The organism is Paracoccus sp. IB05 (assembly GCF_016405985.1).
GTDB lineage: Bacteria > Pseudomonadota > Alphaproteobacteria > Rhodobacterales > Rhodobacteraceae > Pseudogemmobacter.
The window spans coordinates 116,097-130,703 of record NZ_JAEFCF010000005.1 but is presented as its reverse complement, the minus strand read 5'-3'; the positions used below and the strand labels follow the sequence as shown (position 1 = coordinate 130,703).

The 14,607-nt window shown below is 64.2% G+C and carries 10 protein-coding genes; 6 read left to right on the top strand and 4 right to left on the bottom strand.

From position 1 onward, the window contains the following. Positions 1-130 precede the first annotated feature (130 nt). From JC607_RS05175 to glcF, 3 genes are read left to right on the top strand one after another with little or no spacing between them, the layout of a single operon-like run. A complete protein-coding gene (locus tag JC607_RS05175; protein WP_198835936.1) occupies positions 131-1,579 on the top strand; it encodes an FAD-linked oxidase C-terminal domain-containing protein in 1,449 nt (482 codons plus the stop codon). After that, positions 1,576-2,712 carry an FAD-binding protein gene (locus JC607_RS05170; protein ID WP_198835885.1) on the top strand — a complete coding sequence of 379 codons (1,137 nt, stop codon included), beginning with the start codon at positions 1,576-1,578 and terminating at the stop codon, positions 2,710-2,712. The genes JC607_RS05175 and JC607_RS05170 overlap by 4 nt, the downstream gene beginning before the upstream one ends. Further along, the gene (gene glcF / locus JC607_RS05165; protein ID WP_198835884.1) at positions 2,702-4,021 is read left to right on the top strand and encodes a glycolate oxidase subunit GlcF; all 1,320 of its coding nucleotides are present in this window, start codon (positions 2,702-2,704) and stop codon (positions 4,019-4,021) included. The genes JC607_RS05170 and glcF overlap by 11 nt, the downstream gene beginning before the upstream one ends. A 4-nt stretch (positions 4,022-4,025) precedes the next feature. On the opposite strand, the gene JC607_RS05160 is transcribed toward glcF, so the two are convergent. Next, the gene (locus JC607_RS05160) at positions 4,026-4,850 is read right to left on the bottom strand and encodes an IclR family transcriptional regulator (RefSeq protein WP_198835883.1); all 825 of its coding nucleotides are present in this window, start codon (positions 4,848-4,850) and stop codon (positions 4,026-4,028) included. 124 nt (positions 4,851-4,974) lie between these two features. Here JC607_RS05160 and JC607_RS05155 point away from each other — a divergent pair, with 124 nt between their 5' ends. Continuing rightward, complete coding sequence (locus JC607_RS05155; protein WP_198835882.1) at positions 4,975-7,131, top strand: malate synthase G; 2,157 nt, start codon at positions 4,975-4,977, stop codon at positions 7,129-7,131. Positions 7,132-7,178: 47 nt separating this feature from the next. On the opposite strand, the gene JC607_RS05150 is transcribed toward JC607_RS05155, so the two are convergent. Genes JC607_RS05150 through JC607_RS05140 form a run of 3 tightly spaced genes read right to left on the bottom strand, consistent with a single transcriptional unit; the run spans position 7,179 to position 9,760 of the window. After that, a complete protein-coding gene (locus JC607_RS05150) occupies positions 7,179-7,337 on the bottom strand; it encodes a DUF2474 domain-containing protein (protein ID WP_198835881.1) in 159 nt (52 codons plus the stop codon). Beyond that, a complete protein-coding gene (gene cydB / locus JC607_RS05145; protein WP_198835880.1) occupies positions 7,337-8,347 on the bottom strand; it encodes a cytochrome d ubiquinol oxidase subunit II in 1,011 nt (336 codons plus the stop codon). The genes JC607_RS05150 and cydB overlap by 1 nt, the downstream gene beginning before the upstream one ends. Before the next feature lie 3 nt (positions 8,348-8,350). Beyond that, on the bottom strand, positions 8,351-9,760 hold the full coding sequence (locus JC607_RS05140) for a cytochrome ubiquinol oxidase subunit I (RefSeq protein ID WP_198835879.1): 1,410 nt from the start codon (positions 9,758-9,760) through the stop codon (positions 8,351-8,353). A 796-nt stretch (positions 9,761-10,556) separates the two neighbouring features. Here JC607_RS05140 and JC607_RS05135 point away from each other — a divergent pair. Further along, a complete protein-coding gene (locus tag JC607_RS05135) occupies positions 10,557-12,605 on the top strand; it encodes a hydantoinase/oxoprolinase family protein (protein WP_198835878.1) in 2,049 nt (682 codons plus the stop codon). Beyond that, positions 12,602-14,602 carry a hydantoinase B/oxoprolinase family protein gene (locus JC607_RS05130; RefSeq protein WP_198835877.1) on the top strand — a complete coding sequence of 667 codons (2,001 nt, stop codon included), beginning with the start codon at positions 12,602-12,604 and terminating at the stop codon, positions 14,600-14,602. Before JC607_RS05135 ends, JC607_RS05130 begins: the two co-directional genes overlap by 4 nt. Positions 14,603-14,607 lie beyond the last annotated feature (5 nt).

Here is a 14,607-nt window from a genome sequence, read left to right as displayed (position 1 = left end):
GGGCAAGAATGACGCCGGTTGACAGCATTGGTAAAATTATTTTACCAAAATCCAACCGATGCAAGTGCCTGCTGCAGAAATACCCTGCGCAGGGCCAGCCAAAAGAGAGATCAGCCCCGTGTCAGGCACAATCGTGATGCCCGCGCCCGATCCGCATATCCTGGACCGTCGCGATGCCATTCATCAGGCGCTGGCGGCGGTTCTGCCCGCGGATGGGCTGATCACCGCGCCCGATGAATTGCGGGCCTATGAATGTGACGCTCTGACCGCTTACCGCTGTGCGCCACTGGCCGTGGTCCTGCCGCGCAGCACCGAAGAGGTCGCCGCCGCGATGCGGGTCTGCCACCGGATGGGCGTCAAGGTGGTGCCGCGCGGGGCGGGCACCTCGCTCGCCGGGGGGGCTTTGCCCACGGCGGACAGTGTGGTGATCGGCACGATGCGGCTGCGCGACGTGCTGGAGCTGGATCTGGAAAGCCGTTTCATCCGGGTGCAATGCGGCGTGACCAATCTTTCGGTCTCGGCCGAACTTGAGCCGCATGGGTTTTTCTACGCCCCGGACCCCTCGTCCCAGCTGGCCTGCACCATTGCCGGCAATATCGGCATGAATTCCGGTGGCGCGCATTGCCTGAAATACGGGGTGACGACCAATAACCTGATGGCCGCGAAGGTGGTGCTGGTCACGGGCGAGGTGGTGGAATTCGGCGGGCCGGAACCGGGCGCGGCGGGGCTGGATATGCTCGGGCTGTTTTGCGGCTCGGAAGGGCAGCTTGGCATCGTGACCGAGGCGATCCTGCGCATCCTGCCCCGGCCCGAAGGTGCGCGCCCGGTGCTGATCGGGTTCGGTGATGCGGTGACGGCGGGGGAATGTGTGGCGCGGATCATCCGCTCGGGCGTGCTGCCGGTGGCGATCGAATATATGGACGAGTCCTGCCTGCGCGCGGTCGAGGCTTTTGCCAGAGCGGGCTATCCCGAATGCCCCGCCGTGCTGATCGTCGAGGTTGAAGGCGCGCCGGAAGAGATCGACCATCAGATCGCCGCCATCCGCGAGATCGCGGGCGCGCTGAACCCGGTCGAGTTCCGCGAAAGCCGCAGCGAGGCCGAGGCGGTTGCGATCTGGAAAGGGCGTAAATCAGCCTTTGGCGCCATGGGGCGGCTGGGGGATTACCTCTGCCTTGACGGCACTGTTCCGGTCTCGAAACTGCCGGCAACACTGAAACGGATCGGCGAGCTCTCTGCGCAATACGGGCTGGAAGTGGCCAATGTCTTCCATGCCGGGGACGGCAATATGCATCCGCTGATCCTCTTCAACGCCAATAAGCCCGGCGATCTGGAAAAGGCCGAGGCCTTCGGCGCCGATATCCTGCGCGCCTGCGTCGAGGCCGGCGGCTGCCTGACCGGAGAGCATGGCGTCGGCATCGAAAAGCGCGATCTGATGGGCGCGCAATACGGTCCGGAGGATCTCGCGATCCAGATGGAAATCAAAAGCCTTTTTGACCCGGACTGGCTTCTGAACCCGGCCAAGGTCTACCCGTTAGAGGCCAGCGCCCCGTTCCGGGCCGGAAAAGGCGGCGCAGCATGATCCGGCATATACCCCGCTCCGAGACGGAGCTTTCGGCGCTGATTGCCCACCAGCATCAGACGGCCTCGCCGCTGGTGATCGAGGGCGGCGGCAGTGCCGGCATAACCGGCGAGATCGGCGGCGAAATCCTGTCCACCACTGGCCTGAGCGGCGTGGTGGACTACCAGCCGGGCGAGCTGACGCTGATCGCGCAGGCCGGAACGCCGCTTGCCCAGATCGAGGCCCTGCTGTCGCAATCGGATCAGTGCCTTGCGTTCGAGCCGCCCGATCTGCGCCTTGTGCTGGGGACCATGGCGGCAGGGCCAACCATTGGCGGTGTGGTGGCGGTGAATTCTTCGGGGCCGCGCCGTCTGCTCTCCGGGGCCTGCCGCGACCATATCCTGGGGATCAGGATGGTGGATGGCCGGGGGCGCATTTTGCGCAATGGCGGCCGGGTGATGAAGAATGTCACCGGGCTGGATCTGTCGCGCCTTCTGGCCGGATCACATGGCACGCTCGCGGTTCTGACCGAGGTCGCGATCCGCACCCTGCCGCGCGCGCCGGTCTCCCTGACCCTTGCGGTCTCCGGGCTGACCCCGACAGCAGCGCAGGCCCTTATCGCGCAGGCGCTGGCAACACCCTGGGAGGTTTCCGCTGCGGTCTTTCATCGCGGCAGGGTCTGTCTGCGCCTTGAAGGGCCAGGCCCCCAGGTCGCCTCGCGCCGGGCAAAACTGCTGCGTCTGCTCGGCTGTGAGGTCGAGGAACTGGAGGGCGAAGCCAGCCGCACCCTCTGGCGCGGCTTTCGCGATCTGGAAATGTTTGCGGACCAGACCCTGCCGCTGTGGCGGTTGCAGGTCCGGGCACGGGATGGCGCGGCGCTTGCGCAGCGGCTCGCGGAGCTTGGCGGCGAGGTGCTGACCGACTGGAGCGGCGGGCTGATCTGGTATCAGGGCGCGGCGGATCCTGCGCTGATCCGCAGCCTTGCGCCCTCCGCCAGGCTGATCCGGCGCGCAGGCCTTAGCACCGCGCGCTTTCCGGCCGAGGCGGAGGGCCTCGGGCGTCTCTCGGCAGGGCTGCGCCAGGTCTTTGATCCGGCGGGCATTTTCAATCAGGGCCTGATGGGCGGGTCCATGGGGGCGGCAGATGCAGACTGAATTTTCCGCCGAACAGTTGCAGGATCCCGGCACCGCCCGCGCCAATGAAATCCTGCGCTCCTGCGTCCATTGCGGTTTCTGCACCGCGACCTGCCCGACCTATAAGGTGCTGGGCGATGAACTCGACAGCCCGCGCGGACGGATCTACCTGATCAAGGATATGCTGGAAAACGAGCGTAAGCCGGATGCGACGGTGGTGCGCCATATCGACCGCTGCCTGTCCTGCCTGTCCTGCATGACGACCTGCCCGTCGGGGGTGCATTACATGCATCTGGTCGATCATGCCCGCGCCTATATCGAAAAGACCTATCGCCGCCCGCTGTCAGACCGCCTGCTGCGGGGTGTTCTGGCCAGGGTGCTGCCCTATCCGGGCCGCTTTCGGCTTGCACTTCTGGCGGCGAAGATCGCCCGCCCCTTCCGCCGTCTGATGCCGGATGCGCGGTTGCGGGCGATGCTTGAGATGGCGCCGAAGCGGATTGCCGGGCCGGCCCGCGACGATGACCCGCAATGCCACGCCCCCGAGGGGCCGCGCCGCAAACGGGTGGCGCTGCTGACCGGCTGCGCGCAAAAGGCGCTGAACCCGGCGATCAATGCGGCGACGATCCGGCTGTTGCGCCGCCATGGCTGTGAGGTGGTGATCCCGAAAGGGATCGGCTGCTGCGGCGCGCTGCCCCATCACATGGGCCGTGAGACGCAAAGCCATGCCCTGGCCGCGGCCAATATCCGCGCCCTGATCCGCGAGCTGGACGGTGAGGGGCTGGATGCGGTGGTGATCAACACCTCTGGCTGCGGCACCACGGTCAGGGATTACGGCCATATGTTCGCAGAGACCCCGCTTGCGCAGGACGCCGCGCGGGTGGCGGCGCTGGCCCGCGACATCACCGAGGTGATGGCGGATCTGGGCCTTGCCTCAGCCGGCCATGCCGCGCCACTGCGCGTCGGCTATCATGCCGCCTGTTCCCTGCAACATGGCCAACAGATCCGCAATGCGCCGAAAGATCTTTTGCGGGCGGCAGGGTTCACGGTGCTGGAGCCGAAAGACAGCCATATCTGCTGCGGCTCGGCGGGCACCTATAACCTGATGCAGCCCGAGATTTCCGGCCAGCTGCAGGCCATGAAGGTCGGCCATCTGGAGGCGATCCGGCCCGATATCATCAGCGCCGGCAATATCGGCTGCATGATGCAGATCGGCGCTGGCACCAGGGTTCCGGTGGTCCATACGGTGGAACTGCTCGACTGGGCGACCGGCGGGCCAAAGCCGCCGGCCCTGGCACTGGCGCTGACCGCAGCTGACGCGGCAAACGGGTAAAGGCTCAGGAGGCGGCGGCGCCATCCGCCTGTGTCCCCGCCTCTGGTGACCCCGCCTCTGGCCCATAGGCCCCCGCGCCCGCGACACCTCCAAGCGCTGCCGTCATCTCACGCGCAACCGCGAGCACCTGCAGCCCGATCCGCACAGTTTCGCGGCTGGCCATCCGTTGCGCCAGTGCGGAGACCGAGATCGCGCCCAGAGGCTCGCCCAGCGGAGACCAGACCACGGCGGCGATACAGCGCAGCCCGGGGGTGAATTCCTCATTGTCCAGCGCGAAGCCGACACGACGGATGCGGCGGATCTCATCCATGACTTCGGTCGCGCTGCGCAGGCTGTGGCTGGTCATCGGGCGCAGCCCGTGGCTGGCGATCAGGGCTTCGATGGCCGGGTCGGGCCAGGTGGCGACAATCGCCTTGCCCATGCCGGAATTCATCACCGGCGTGCGCCCCCCGGGCGGCGCGATGGCGCGGATGATCTCGCGGCTTTCGACCTGGGCCACGGTGATCACCTCGCCCTCGGCCAGGATGCCCAGATTGGCAGTTTCGCGGGTCAGGTCACGCAACCGGCGCAGATAGGGGCCGGCGGCGGCGATAAAGCTTTGCCAGCGGGTGAAGGCCAGCCCGGTGGTGAAAGCGCGCTGCCCGATCAGCCAGTGCTGGCCCTGGGGTTCCAGCCGCACGAAGTCGCGCTCTTCCAGTGTGGTCAGCAGGCGGTGCGTGGTTGACGCGGCCAGTCCTGCCTCGCGCGCGAGATCGGAAAGGCGCAGCCCGCCGGATGCTTTTGACAAAAGTTCCAGCAGGAAAAGCGCGCGGTCAACTGCCTGAACCATCCCCGATCCTTTCCATTTTCATGCATCATTTTCCACATCGTGGAAAACTTCAAGCCAAAGATGGCGGGCATACCCCCCTGGCGGCATGGTGATCGCAACCTTCTCTTGTACCGGAGACATCGAGATGACCGCTCCCTTCACCCGCGCCGGGCTTCAGATCGCAACGCCCCTGGTCGATTTTGTCGAGACCCGCCTTTTGCCCGGCCTGCCGCTGGCGGCCGAAGCCTTCTGGCAGGGCTATGCCGGGCTTTTGCGCGATTTCATGCCCGAAAACCGCAGGCTTCTGGCAAGGCGCGAGGAACTTCAGCGGCAGATCGACGCCTGGCTTCAGGCCCGGCGCGCGGCCGGACAGGCCTGGGATCAATCCGCCTGGATGGGGTTCCTGCGCGAGATCGGCTATCTCCTGCCGGAAGGCGATGCTTTCACCATCGAAACCGCGCCCTGCGACCCCGAGATCAGCGAGATCGCCGCGCCGCAGCTGGTGGTTCCGGTGATGAATGCCCGCTTTGCCCTGAACGCGGCCAATGCGCGTTGGGGCAGCCTTTACGACGCGCTTTATGGCACGGATGCGCTGCCGGGTGCCGCCACCGGCACGGGCTTTGACAGCGCGCGGGGGGCGCAGGCAGTGGCCTGGGCGGCGGATTTCCTTGATCAGGCGCTGCCGCTGGCACAGGGCCGCCATGCCGATGTCAAAGGCTGGCGGGTCGCAGATGGCAGGGTGCTGGCCGCGCTGGAAACCGGCGAAACGCCACTCGCCGATCCCGCCGCCTGGGCCGGAAAGGGCGCGGCAGGCGACTCGCTGCTCTTCCGCCATAACGGGTTGCATATCGAGCTGGTGTTCGACCGGACCCACCCGGTCGGCGCGGCCAGCCCCTCGGGCTTGCGCGATGTGGTGCTGGAGGCGGCGCTGACCGCGATCCAGGATTGCGAAGATTCCGTCGCCTGCGTCGACGCAGATGACAAGGTCGCGGCCTATGCCAATTGGCTCGGGCTGATGAAGGGCGATCTTCAGGAGACATTCACGAAAGCGGGGCGCGACGTTACCCGGCATCTGGCGGCAGACCGCGCCTTCACCGGGCCTGATGGGAAGGCCTTTACCCTGCCGGGGCGCGCGCTGCTGCTTTGCCGCAATGTCGGCCATCTGATGACCACGGATGCGGTCTTGCTGGATGGCGAAGAGACGCCCGAAGGGCTGATGGATGCGATGGTGACCGTGACCGCCGCGCTGCATGATCTGCAAAAGACCGGCGGGCTGCGCAATTCACGCAGCGGTTCGGTCTATGTGGTCAAACCCAAGATGCATGGCGCTGAAGAGGCCGCTTTCGCCAATCGTTGCTACGGGCGGGTGGAAGAGATCCTCGGCCTTGCGCCCGGCACCGTGAAGCTGGGCCTGATGGATGAAGAGCGCCGCACTTCGGCCAATCTGCGCGAGGCGATGCGGGCGCTGAAAGACCGGCTGGTCTTCATCAATACCGGCTTCCTTGACCGCACGGGTGACGAGATCCACACGCTGATGCAGGCCGGGCCGGTGCTGCCCAAGGCGCAGATCCGCGACGCCGCCTGGCTTTCGGCCTATGAGGACGGCAATGTCGATGCGGGGCTTGCGACCGGGCTCGACGGGCGTGGCCAGATCGGCAAAGGCATGTGGGCGAAGCCCGATGACATGGCAGAGATGCTTGCCGCCAAGATCGGCCATCCGCAGGCCGGGGCCAGCACGGCCTGGGTGCCTTCGCCGGTTGCGGCGGTGCTGCATGCGACGCATTACCACCGGGTCGATGTGGCCGCGCGCCAGGCAGAGCTGGCCGCGCGCCCCCGCGCCAGCCTTGAGGCGCTGATGACCCCGCCGCTGATGGCAGACTGCCCTCTTACGCCGGCAGAGATCGCGCGCGAGGTCGATCTGAATTGCCAGTCGATCCTTGGCTATGTGGTTCGCTGGGTCGATCAGGGGATCGGCTGTTCCAAAGTGCCCGATATCGACGATGTCGGGCTGATGGAAGACCGCGCCACTTTGCGGATCTCAGCGCAGTTTCTGGCGAACTGGATGCTGCATGGTCTGGTTTCCGGGGCGGCGATCGACGAAAGCCTGCAGCGTATGGCGCTGCGCGTTGACCGCCAGAACGCGGATGATCCGGCCTACCGCCCGATGGCCCCGGGTTATGACGGCACCGCTTTCCTTACCGCCCGGGCCCTGATCCTGGAGGGGAGGTCGCAGCCGTCAGGCTATACTGAACCCCTGCTCCACGCCGCGCGTCGGCGGGTGAAAGCCAGCCTGACCTCATGACCTCGCTCAAAGGCCCCGGCACTCCGGGGCCTTTGTGTTTGCCACCCTCAGAGGCTCAGCCCCACGGCCTTCATCACAAAACGAAATCCGTAAGCGACAAGGCCAAGGGCCAGGACGCTGGCGAGCCAGATCGCCACCAGCCAGCCGAGCCGCCTGGCCAGAGATGCGGGCGCGTCAGACTGCCGCTCGATCACCATGCGTTTCATCAGTGATACCCATCCCCCACCCGCACCTTGCCGCGAAAGACGTAATAGGCCCAGGCGGTATAGGCGAGGATCACCGGGATGATCAGCAGCGCGCCGACCAGCGCGAATCCCATGCTTTCCGGCGGCGCGGCGGCCTCGCGCAGGGTGATCGCGGGCGGGATGACATAGGGGAACATGCTGATCCCAAGGCCGGTATAGCCGAGGAACAAAAGAAACAGCGTCAGGATGAAGGGCGATAGCCCCGGATCCCCTGTCCGCAATGAGCGCAAGAGCAGGAAGGCGGTCAGCGCCACCAGCAGCGGCACCGGCGCGAAGAAGAAGAGGTTCGGCAGGCTGAACCAGCGCTCTGCCACCGCCTGATGCGCAAGCGGTGTCCAGAGGCTGACGACCACGATGACCGCCAGCAGCACCAGCATCAAAGGCCGCGCGAGGTGGACCAGACGGTCATGCAGCGGCCCTTCGGTTTTCACGATCAGCCAGGTCGCCCCCAAAAGCGCATAGGCGACCAGCAGGCCAAGCCCGGTGAAGATTGCAAAAGGCGAGACCCAGTCCATCGCGCTGCCGGTATAGCGCGTGCCCTCCATCTGAAAGCCGTTCAGGAAAGCGCCCAGCGACACGCCCTGGAAAAAGGTTGCCGTGACCGAGCCGAGCATGAAAGCCTTATCCCAGAACGGCTTGTGATGCTCGTCCGCCTTGAAGCGGAATTCGAACGCAACGCCCCGCCAGATCAGCCCCAGAAGCATCAGCGCCAGCGGGATATAGAGCGCGGTCAGAATGATCGCATAGGCCAGCGGGAAGGCCGCCATCAGCCCGGCGCCCCCAAGGACCAGCCAGGTCTCATTGCCATCCCAGACGGGCGCGACGGTATTGACCATGACATCGCGGTCATCGCGCCCCCTGATGAACGGAAACAGGATGCCGATGCCCAGATCGAACCCGTCCATGATGACATACATCATCAGACCAAAACCGATGATACAGGCCCAGACGATGGGAAGATCGATGCCCATGGGTCAGTGCTCCTTGCTGAGATCGGGGGCGGCAGAGAGCGGCCGCGCCGGGCTCTGGCCGGGATGGTCATTGTCGGTTGCGGGGTCGTCTTCGCCCGCCTCCGGCCCTTTGCCGACAAGTTTCAGCATATAGCTGGTGCCAAAGCCAAAGACGAGGAAATAGGCCACGATGAAGATCACCAGCGTCACGCTCATCGTCAGCGCCGAATGGTCCGAGACCGCGTCACTGGTGCGCATCACGCCATAGATCACCCAGGGCTGGCGGCCGATTTCGGTGGTGTACCAGCCCGCCAGAATGGCGATCAGCCCGGTCGGCCCCATCAAAAGCGCGAAACGCTGGAACCAGCGCCCCTCGTAAAGCGTGCCACGCCAGCGCCGCCAGGCAGCCCAGAGGCCAAGCGTGATCATCAGCATCCCAAGGCCGACCATGATGCGGAAGGTCCAGAACACCACGGCGACCGGCGGGCGATCTTCGGGGGCGAACTCCTTCAGCCCGGGGAATTGTCCGTCAAGGCTATGGGTCAGGATCAGGCTGGAAAGATTGGGGATCGCGATCTCGAAATGGTTCTTTTCGGCCGCCTGATCAGGCCAGGCGAAAAGGATCAGCGGCACACCTTTGCCAGGTTCGTTCTCCCAATGCCCCTCCATCGCGGCGATTTTCGCAGGCTGGTGTTTCAGCGTGTTCAGCCCGTGCTGGTCGCCGATCACCGCCTGCAGGGGGGCTACGATCAGCAGCATCCACATCGCCATCGACAGCATCTTGCGCACGCGCGGATTGTCATTGCCCCTGAGCAGATGCCAGGCTCCGCTTGCGCCGACAAACAGCGCGGTGGCAAGGAAAGCCGCCGTCACCATATGAGCCAGCCGATAGGGGAAGGAGGGGTTGAAGATCACCTCGAACCAGTTGACCGGCACCACCACGCCATTCACGATCTCGAATCCCTGCGGCGTCTGCATCCAGCTGTTCGACGCCAGAATCCAGGTGGCCGAAATCAGCGTGCCGATTGCCACCATGACGGTGGCAAAGAAATGCAGCCCCGGCCCGACCCGGTGCCAGCCAAACAGCATGACCCCCAGAAACCCCGCCTCAAGGAAGAAGGCGGTCAGCACCTCATAGGCCAGCAAAGGCCCGGTGATTGACCCGGCGAAAGACGAAAAGTAGCTCCAGTTCGTGCCGAACTGATAGGCCATCACCAGACCCGAGACGACGCCCATGGCGAAGTTCACCGCGAAGATCTTTGACCAGAAATGGTAAAGATCGCGGTAAACGGCGGTCTTCTTCCACAGCCACAACCCTTCCAGCACCGCCAGATAGCTGGCGAGGCCGATGGTGATGGCCGGAAAGATGATATGGAAGGAAATGGTGAACCCGAACTGGATACGGGCCAGTTCAAGTGCGGTCAGTCCGAACATCTGGCATGCCCTCCCGGGGAAGCAGCTGGTTCTGTGGTCGCGGCAGCGAAACCGCCGCCAAAGGATAACACCGATTGCAGTCTTGTCGTCACGATAACCGAAAAAAGCATCCTCGCGGCCAGAAATGCAGGGGGCATCTTGCCGCATGTGATCATGCGGCAGTCGATGTCTGCATACTGGCCGATCTCTGCATGACTTATGGTCTCGCGATCACGGTCCGGTCCGATGCGCGCATGGCCCGAAGGCCGATGATGCATGACCTGCTCCGGATCGGGTGGAGACCAGCAGGTCTCGTCGCGCGTCAGGTCCTGTCGGCGGCGCCTGACCTGCCTGACACCATGCCGGGATGACCGCCGACGATGGTGGCCGCCGTCAGCAGAGCGCCGGTCCGGAAAAGCCGTCGTCCTGATCCCATGACGTGACAGGATCTGCGCGCAGCGAGCCGATGACCGGTCCAACCCGGAATGGCGATGCGCGGAGCGTAGAGTAAAAGCCGCTCCCGAGACAGAAAATTATCCTGTTTCTGGCAAAAGAAAGAAAACAAAAACATTAATTTAAACATTACCACACCCGGAGTGCAGGCCTATTTCGGCCCCGGGCGAGAACAGACTTGCGCGCCGCATATATTACAAATAATATAAACAAGTCGCATTATGTGAAACAAATACCTGCATTGACGGCGAATCGCCCGCTTTGCACAGGCCTTAATCGCCCGCCGCGCTGCTGGCCGGATCGGCGGGTTTTGTCGGAACTCTGCGCCCCTGGGCGGGCGTCGCAACGGAGGCGCATTCTCCCCATGAGCAAGGCTTCTTCCCGCTACAGGCTGGGCGTCGATATTGGTGGCACCTTCACCGATATGCTGATGATGGATGAAGAATCCGGCCAGATGATCACCCTCAAGGTGCCATCCAACCGCCAGAACCCCGAGGATTCGATCATCCTTGGCCTGTCCCAGCTTGCCGAACGTTTCGGCATCGGGGCAAAGGATATCGTCTATTTCTCGCATGGCACAACGCTCGGCGTGAACACGCTGCTGGAACGGGATGGTGCCGATGTCGGGCTCATCACCACCAGGGGCTTTCGCGACATCCTCGAGATGCGCCGCTTGCGGCTGAGCAAGGCCAATGACCTGTTCGTGCCCCGCCCCCGTGCGCTGGTGCCCCGCCGCCGCGTGGTCGAAGTTGAAGAGCGCCTGGCCCATGACGGCGAGGTGCTGATCGCCCTGCAACGCGACGAGGTGATCGCGGCGGCGCGGCAATTGCTGGACGAGGGCGTCAAAAGCATCGCCGTCTGTTTTCTGCATTCCTACCGCCATGATGCACATGAAGCTCAGGCGAAGGCCTGGATCCACGAGGCCTTCCCTGAACTCTACGTCATCACCTCGTCTGAGCTCTGGCCGCAACAGCGCGAGTATGAGCGCTGCCTCGTCTCGGTGATCAACGGCTATATCGGCGAGCGGATGCGGAACTACTTCGACACGCTCCAGGTCAAGGCGGCGGCGGCGGGCATGACCACAAGGGTCTTCTCCACCAAGTCGAATGGCGGCGTGATGGGGCTTGAAGCCGCCGGTGAGCGCCCGGTCGAGACGCTGCTGTCCGGCCCCGCCTCGGGCGTTATCGGCGCAGGATTCATCGGTCAGGTGATCGGTGACGACAAGCTGATCACGCTCGATATGGGCGGGACCAGTGTCGATATGGCGGTGATTGACGGCGAAGTGCCCTATTCCAACGAAAACACCGTCGGCGATTTCCCGGTGCTTTTGCCGGCGGTGGACGTTTCGGCCATCGGCGCGGGCGGTGGCTCGGTCGCCTGGCTTGACGCCGAGGGGGTGCTCAAGGTTGGCCCGCGCAGCGCAGGCGCCCGGCCAGGGCCCGCCTGCTACAGTCGCGGCGGCACAGAGCCCACAGTGACAGATGCCTATGCCGCGCTTGGGATCATGTCGCCGGACGGCATTCTCGGCGGCGAGATGAAGCTTGATATCGACAAGGCCCGCACGGCGCTTGCGACGCTTGGTGACCGGCTCGGGCTGACACCTGAACAGACCGCCGATGCGATCCTCCAGGTTGCCACCGCGAATATCTATGCCGAACTGGTGCCGCAGCTGGCGCGCCGCGGCATCGACGCCGCTGATTTCTCGCTGCTCGCTTATGGTGCCGCAGGTCCGACCCATGTCTTCATGCTGGCCCGCGAGCTGAACATGCGCCGCACGATTGTGCCGCCGACACCCGGCACGCTTTGCGCGCTTGGCTGCCTTGTGGCCGATCTGCGCGCCGATTTCGTCCGCAGCCTCTGGCTGGAAAGCTCGGAGCTGACCGATGAGCTGCTGACGCGCACCTATGAGGGGCTGCGCCGTGAGGCCGAGGGCTGGCTCAGCGCCCAGGGGGTCGAGGTGACCCGCACCTATCTGATCCAGTCGGCCGATATCTGCTATAACGGCCAGTCCTTTGAGCTGAATGTCGTCTTCCCGGACGAGCCGCTCTCGGTGGCGGGCCTCGAGCGCTGGTTCCATGACCGCTATGAGCAGCTTTACGGTTTCGCCGACCGCGCCAATCCGATCCGCGTTCTGGAGGCGCGGGTGCAGATCGTTGGCGTCACCGGCAAGCCCGACTTCACGAATTTCCGCCCCTTTGCCACCATCAGCGATAAGCCGGTCTCCGAGCGGCGGGTCTATGAACATGGCAAAGAAGTCACCGCAAAGATCTGTCAGCGCTCGACTCTGACGCCGGGCACCGAGTTCTTCGGCCCCGCCGTGATCGAGCAATATGACACCACCGTCTATATCCCCGAAGGCTTCCGCGTCACCGTGGACGCATGGCACAATCTGATCGGAGAGCTGTTGAAATGATGGACGACAAGATCGGTCTCGAAATTCTCGGCAACCGTTTTCAGGCCATCGTGGATGAGATGGCCCAGGCGCTGTTCCGCACGGCGCATACCGTATTCATCAAAGAGACCCAGGATTACGGTGCGGTTCTTGTCAGCCCGAAAGGCGAGGTCTTTGCCGCCTCGCGCCGCTATGGCGTGCTGATGATGGTCGGCATGCCGATGGATGACGCGATCCGCGCCATGAGGGAAGATATCCGCGAAGGCGATATCTTCATGACCAATGACCCCGAGGCCACCGGGGGCATGTGCACCCATCTGAACGATGTCTATCTCTGGAAGCCGATCTTCCATGAGGGCAGGCTTTTGTGCTTCGCCTGGACCTTCGTCCATATGTCGGATGTGGGGGGCCGTGTCTCGGGGTCCATCGCGCCGTCGAGCACCGAACTGATGCAGGAAGGCATCCGCATCCCGCCGCAAAAGCTCTTCCGCGAGGGGGTTCTGGACGAGATGTTCCTGAAAACCTTCCTCGTCAATACCCGCACCGGCGATCAGAACTGGGGCGATATGAAAGCCTGTATCGCAGCACTCAGCACCGCCGAACGCCGTGTCGGTGATCTGATCGGGCGCTTCGGGGTCGAAACCGTTTCAAACGGCATCGACAAGGTGCTCGACTATGCCGAAACCCAGGCCCGGCGCGTGATCGCCACAGTGCCCGAAGGCACCTATCGCTTCTCGGATTTCATCGAGGCCGATATGGTCGGCCAGGGGATGCTCAGGGTTAATCTGGCGCTGACGGTGAAGGGCGGCGAATTCCACATGGATTTCAGCGGCACCGCGCCCCAGGTCAGGGCGGCGCTGAACCTGCCCAGCTTCTCGAAAGACGGGCACTGGATGCTGATCACCGGGGTGGTGAACTGGCTTTGCACCCGCGAACCCTCGATCGCCTATAATGCGGGCCTTGTGCGGCCGATGAAGGTGCATATCCCCAAAGGCACCCTGATCAACCCGGAGGCGGGCGCGGCCTATGGTGCGCGCTATTCGACCTCGCATAAGGTCTGTGATGTGATCATCGGGGCGCTGGCAAAAGCGGTGCCCGACCAGTTGCCCGCAACCGACAGCGGTCAGGGCTCGATCCTGCTGGTCGCGCTTCCCGATATGGAAACCGGCGCCACCAAGGTCAGCGTCATCCAGCCCATCGTCGGTGGGTCGGGGGGGCGCCCGGTCGATGACGGGGTGGACGGGACCATGGTGATCCTGAACTTCCTGAAAAACGTGCCGACCGAGCTTCTGGAACGCGAGATGCCCGAGATCCTGATCCGCCATTACGGGTTGCGCGAGGATTCCGGCGGTGCCGGTCGCTATCGTGGCGGCACCGGCTCGATCATCGAGTTCCAGACCTTTGCGCCTTACACGACCATCACTTCACGGAATATGGAGCGCTATATTTTCCCGCCCGCCGGGCGCCAGGGCGGCACGCCCGGCACCACCGGCTACACGCTGCTCAACCCGGGAAGCAAGGGCGAGAAGGATATCGGGAAGATCGATATCCTTGAAATGGATGTCGGAGATATCCTGCGCATCGGAACCCAGGGCGGCGGCGGTTACGGCGATCCGCTGTCGCGTCCCGCCCAGGCGGTGATCGAGGATGTGCTGGACGGCTATGTCTCACCCCGGACGGCCGAAGCGCTTTACGGCGTGGTCGCGGCGGCGGATGGCAGCCTTGATGCAGCCGCAACCGAAGCGCTGCGCGCCGGGAAGCGCGCAAGCCGCGATCCGCTGAAAGAGTTCGATTTCGGACCGGTGCGCGATGCTTATCACGCCCGCTGGCCTGATGCGATGCATGACGCCATTTCGGAAGCAACCCAGGACCTGCCGCGCCTGCAACGACAGATGTATTACCGCGCGCTTTATGACCGGATCGACCGCATGATCGACGCGGGCGAAAGCGTCATCGCGGCAGATGTGCCTGCGCTGCTTGCGGCGTTGCGCTCGGCCCCGCGCCGCGCTGCGGGCTGAGACCG

Coding starts and splice junctions, on each gene's coding strand:
- JC607_RS05170 (WP_198835885.1), top strand. CDS start 1,576: ATGATCCGGCATATACCCCGCTCCGAGACGGAGCTTTCGGCGCTGATT.
- glcF (WP_198835884.1), top strand. CDS start 2,702: ATGCAGACTGAATTTTCCGCCGAACAGTTGCAGGATCCCGGCACCGCC.
- JC607_RS05160 (WP_198835883.1), bottom strand. CDS start 4,850: ATGGTTCAGGCAGTTGACCGCGCGCTTTTCCTGCTGGAACTTTTGTCA.
- JC607_RS05155 (WP_198835882.1), top strand. CDS start 4,975: ATGACCGCTCCCTTCACCCGCGCCGGGCTTCAGATCGCAACGCCCCTG.
- JC607_RS05150 (WP_198835881.1), bottom strand. CDS start 7,337: ATGAAACGCATGGTGATCGAGCGGCAGTCTGACGCGCCCGCATCTCTG.
- cydB (WP_198835880.1), bottom strand. CDS start 8,347: ATGGGCATCGATCTTCCCATCGTCTGGGCCTGTATCATCGGTTTTGGT.
- JC607_RS05140 (WP_198835879.1), bottom strand. CDS start 9,760: ATGTTCGGACTGACCGCACTTGAACTGGCCCGTATCCAGTTCGGGTTC.
- JC607_RS05135 (WP_198835878.1), top strand. CDS start 10,557: ATGAGCAAGGCTTCTTCCCGCTACAGGCTGGGCGTCGATATTGGTGGC.
- JC607_RS05130 (WP_198835877.1), top strand. CDS start 12,602: ATGATGGACGACAAGATCGGTCTCGAAATTCTCGGCAACCGTTTTCAG.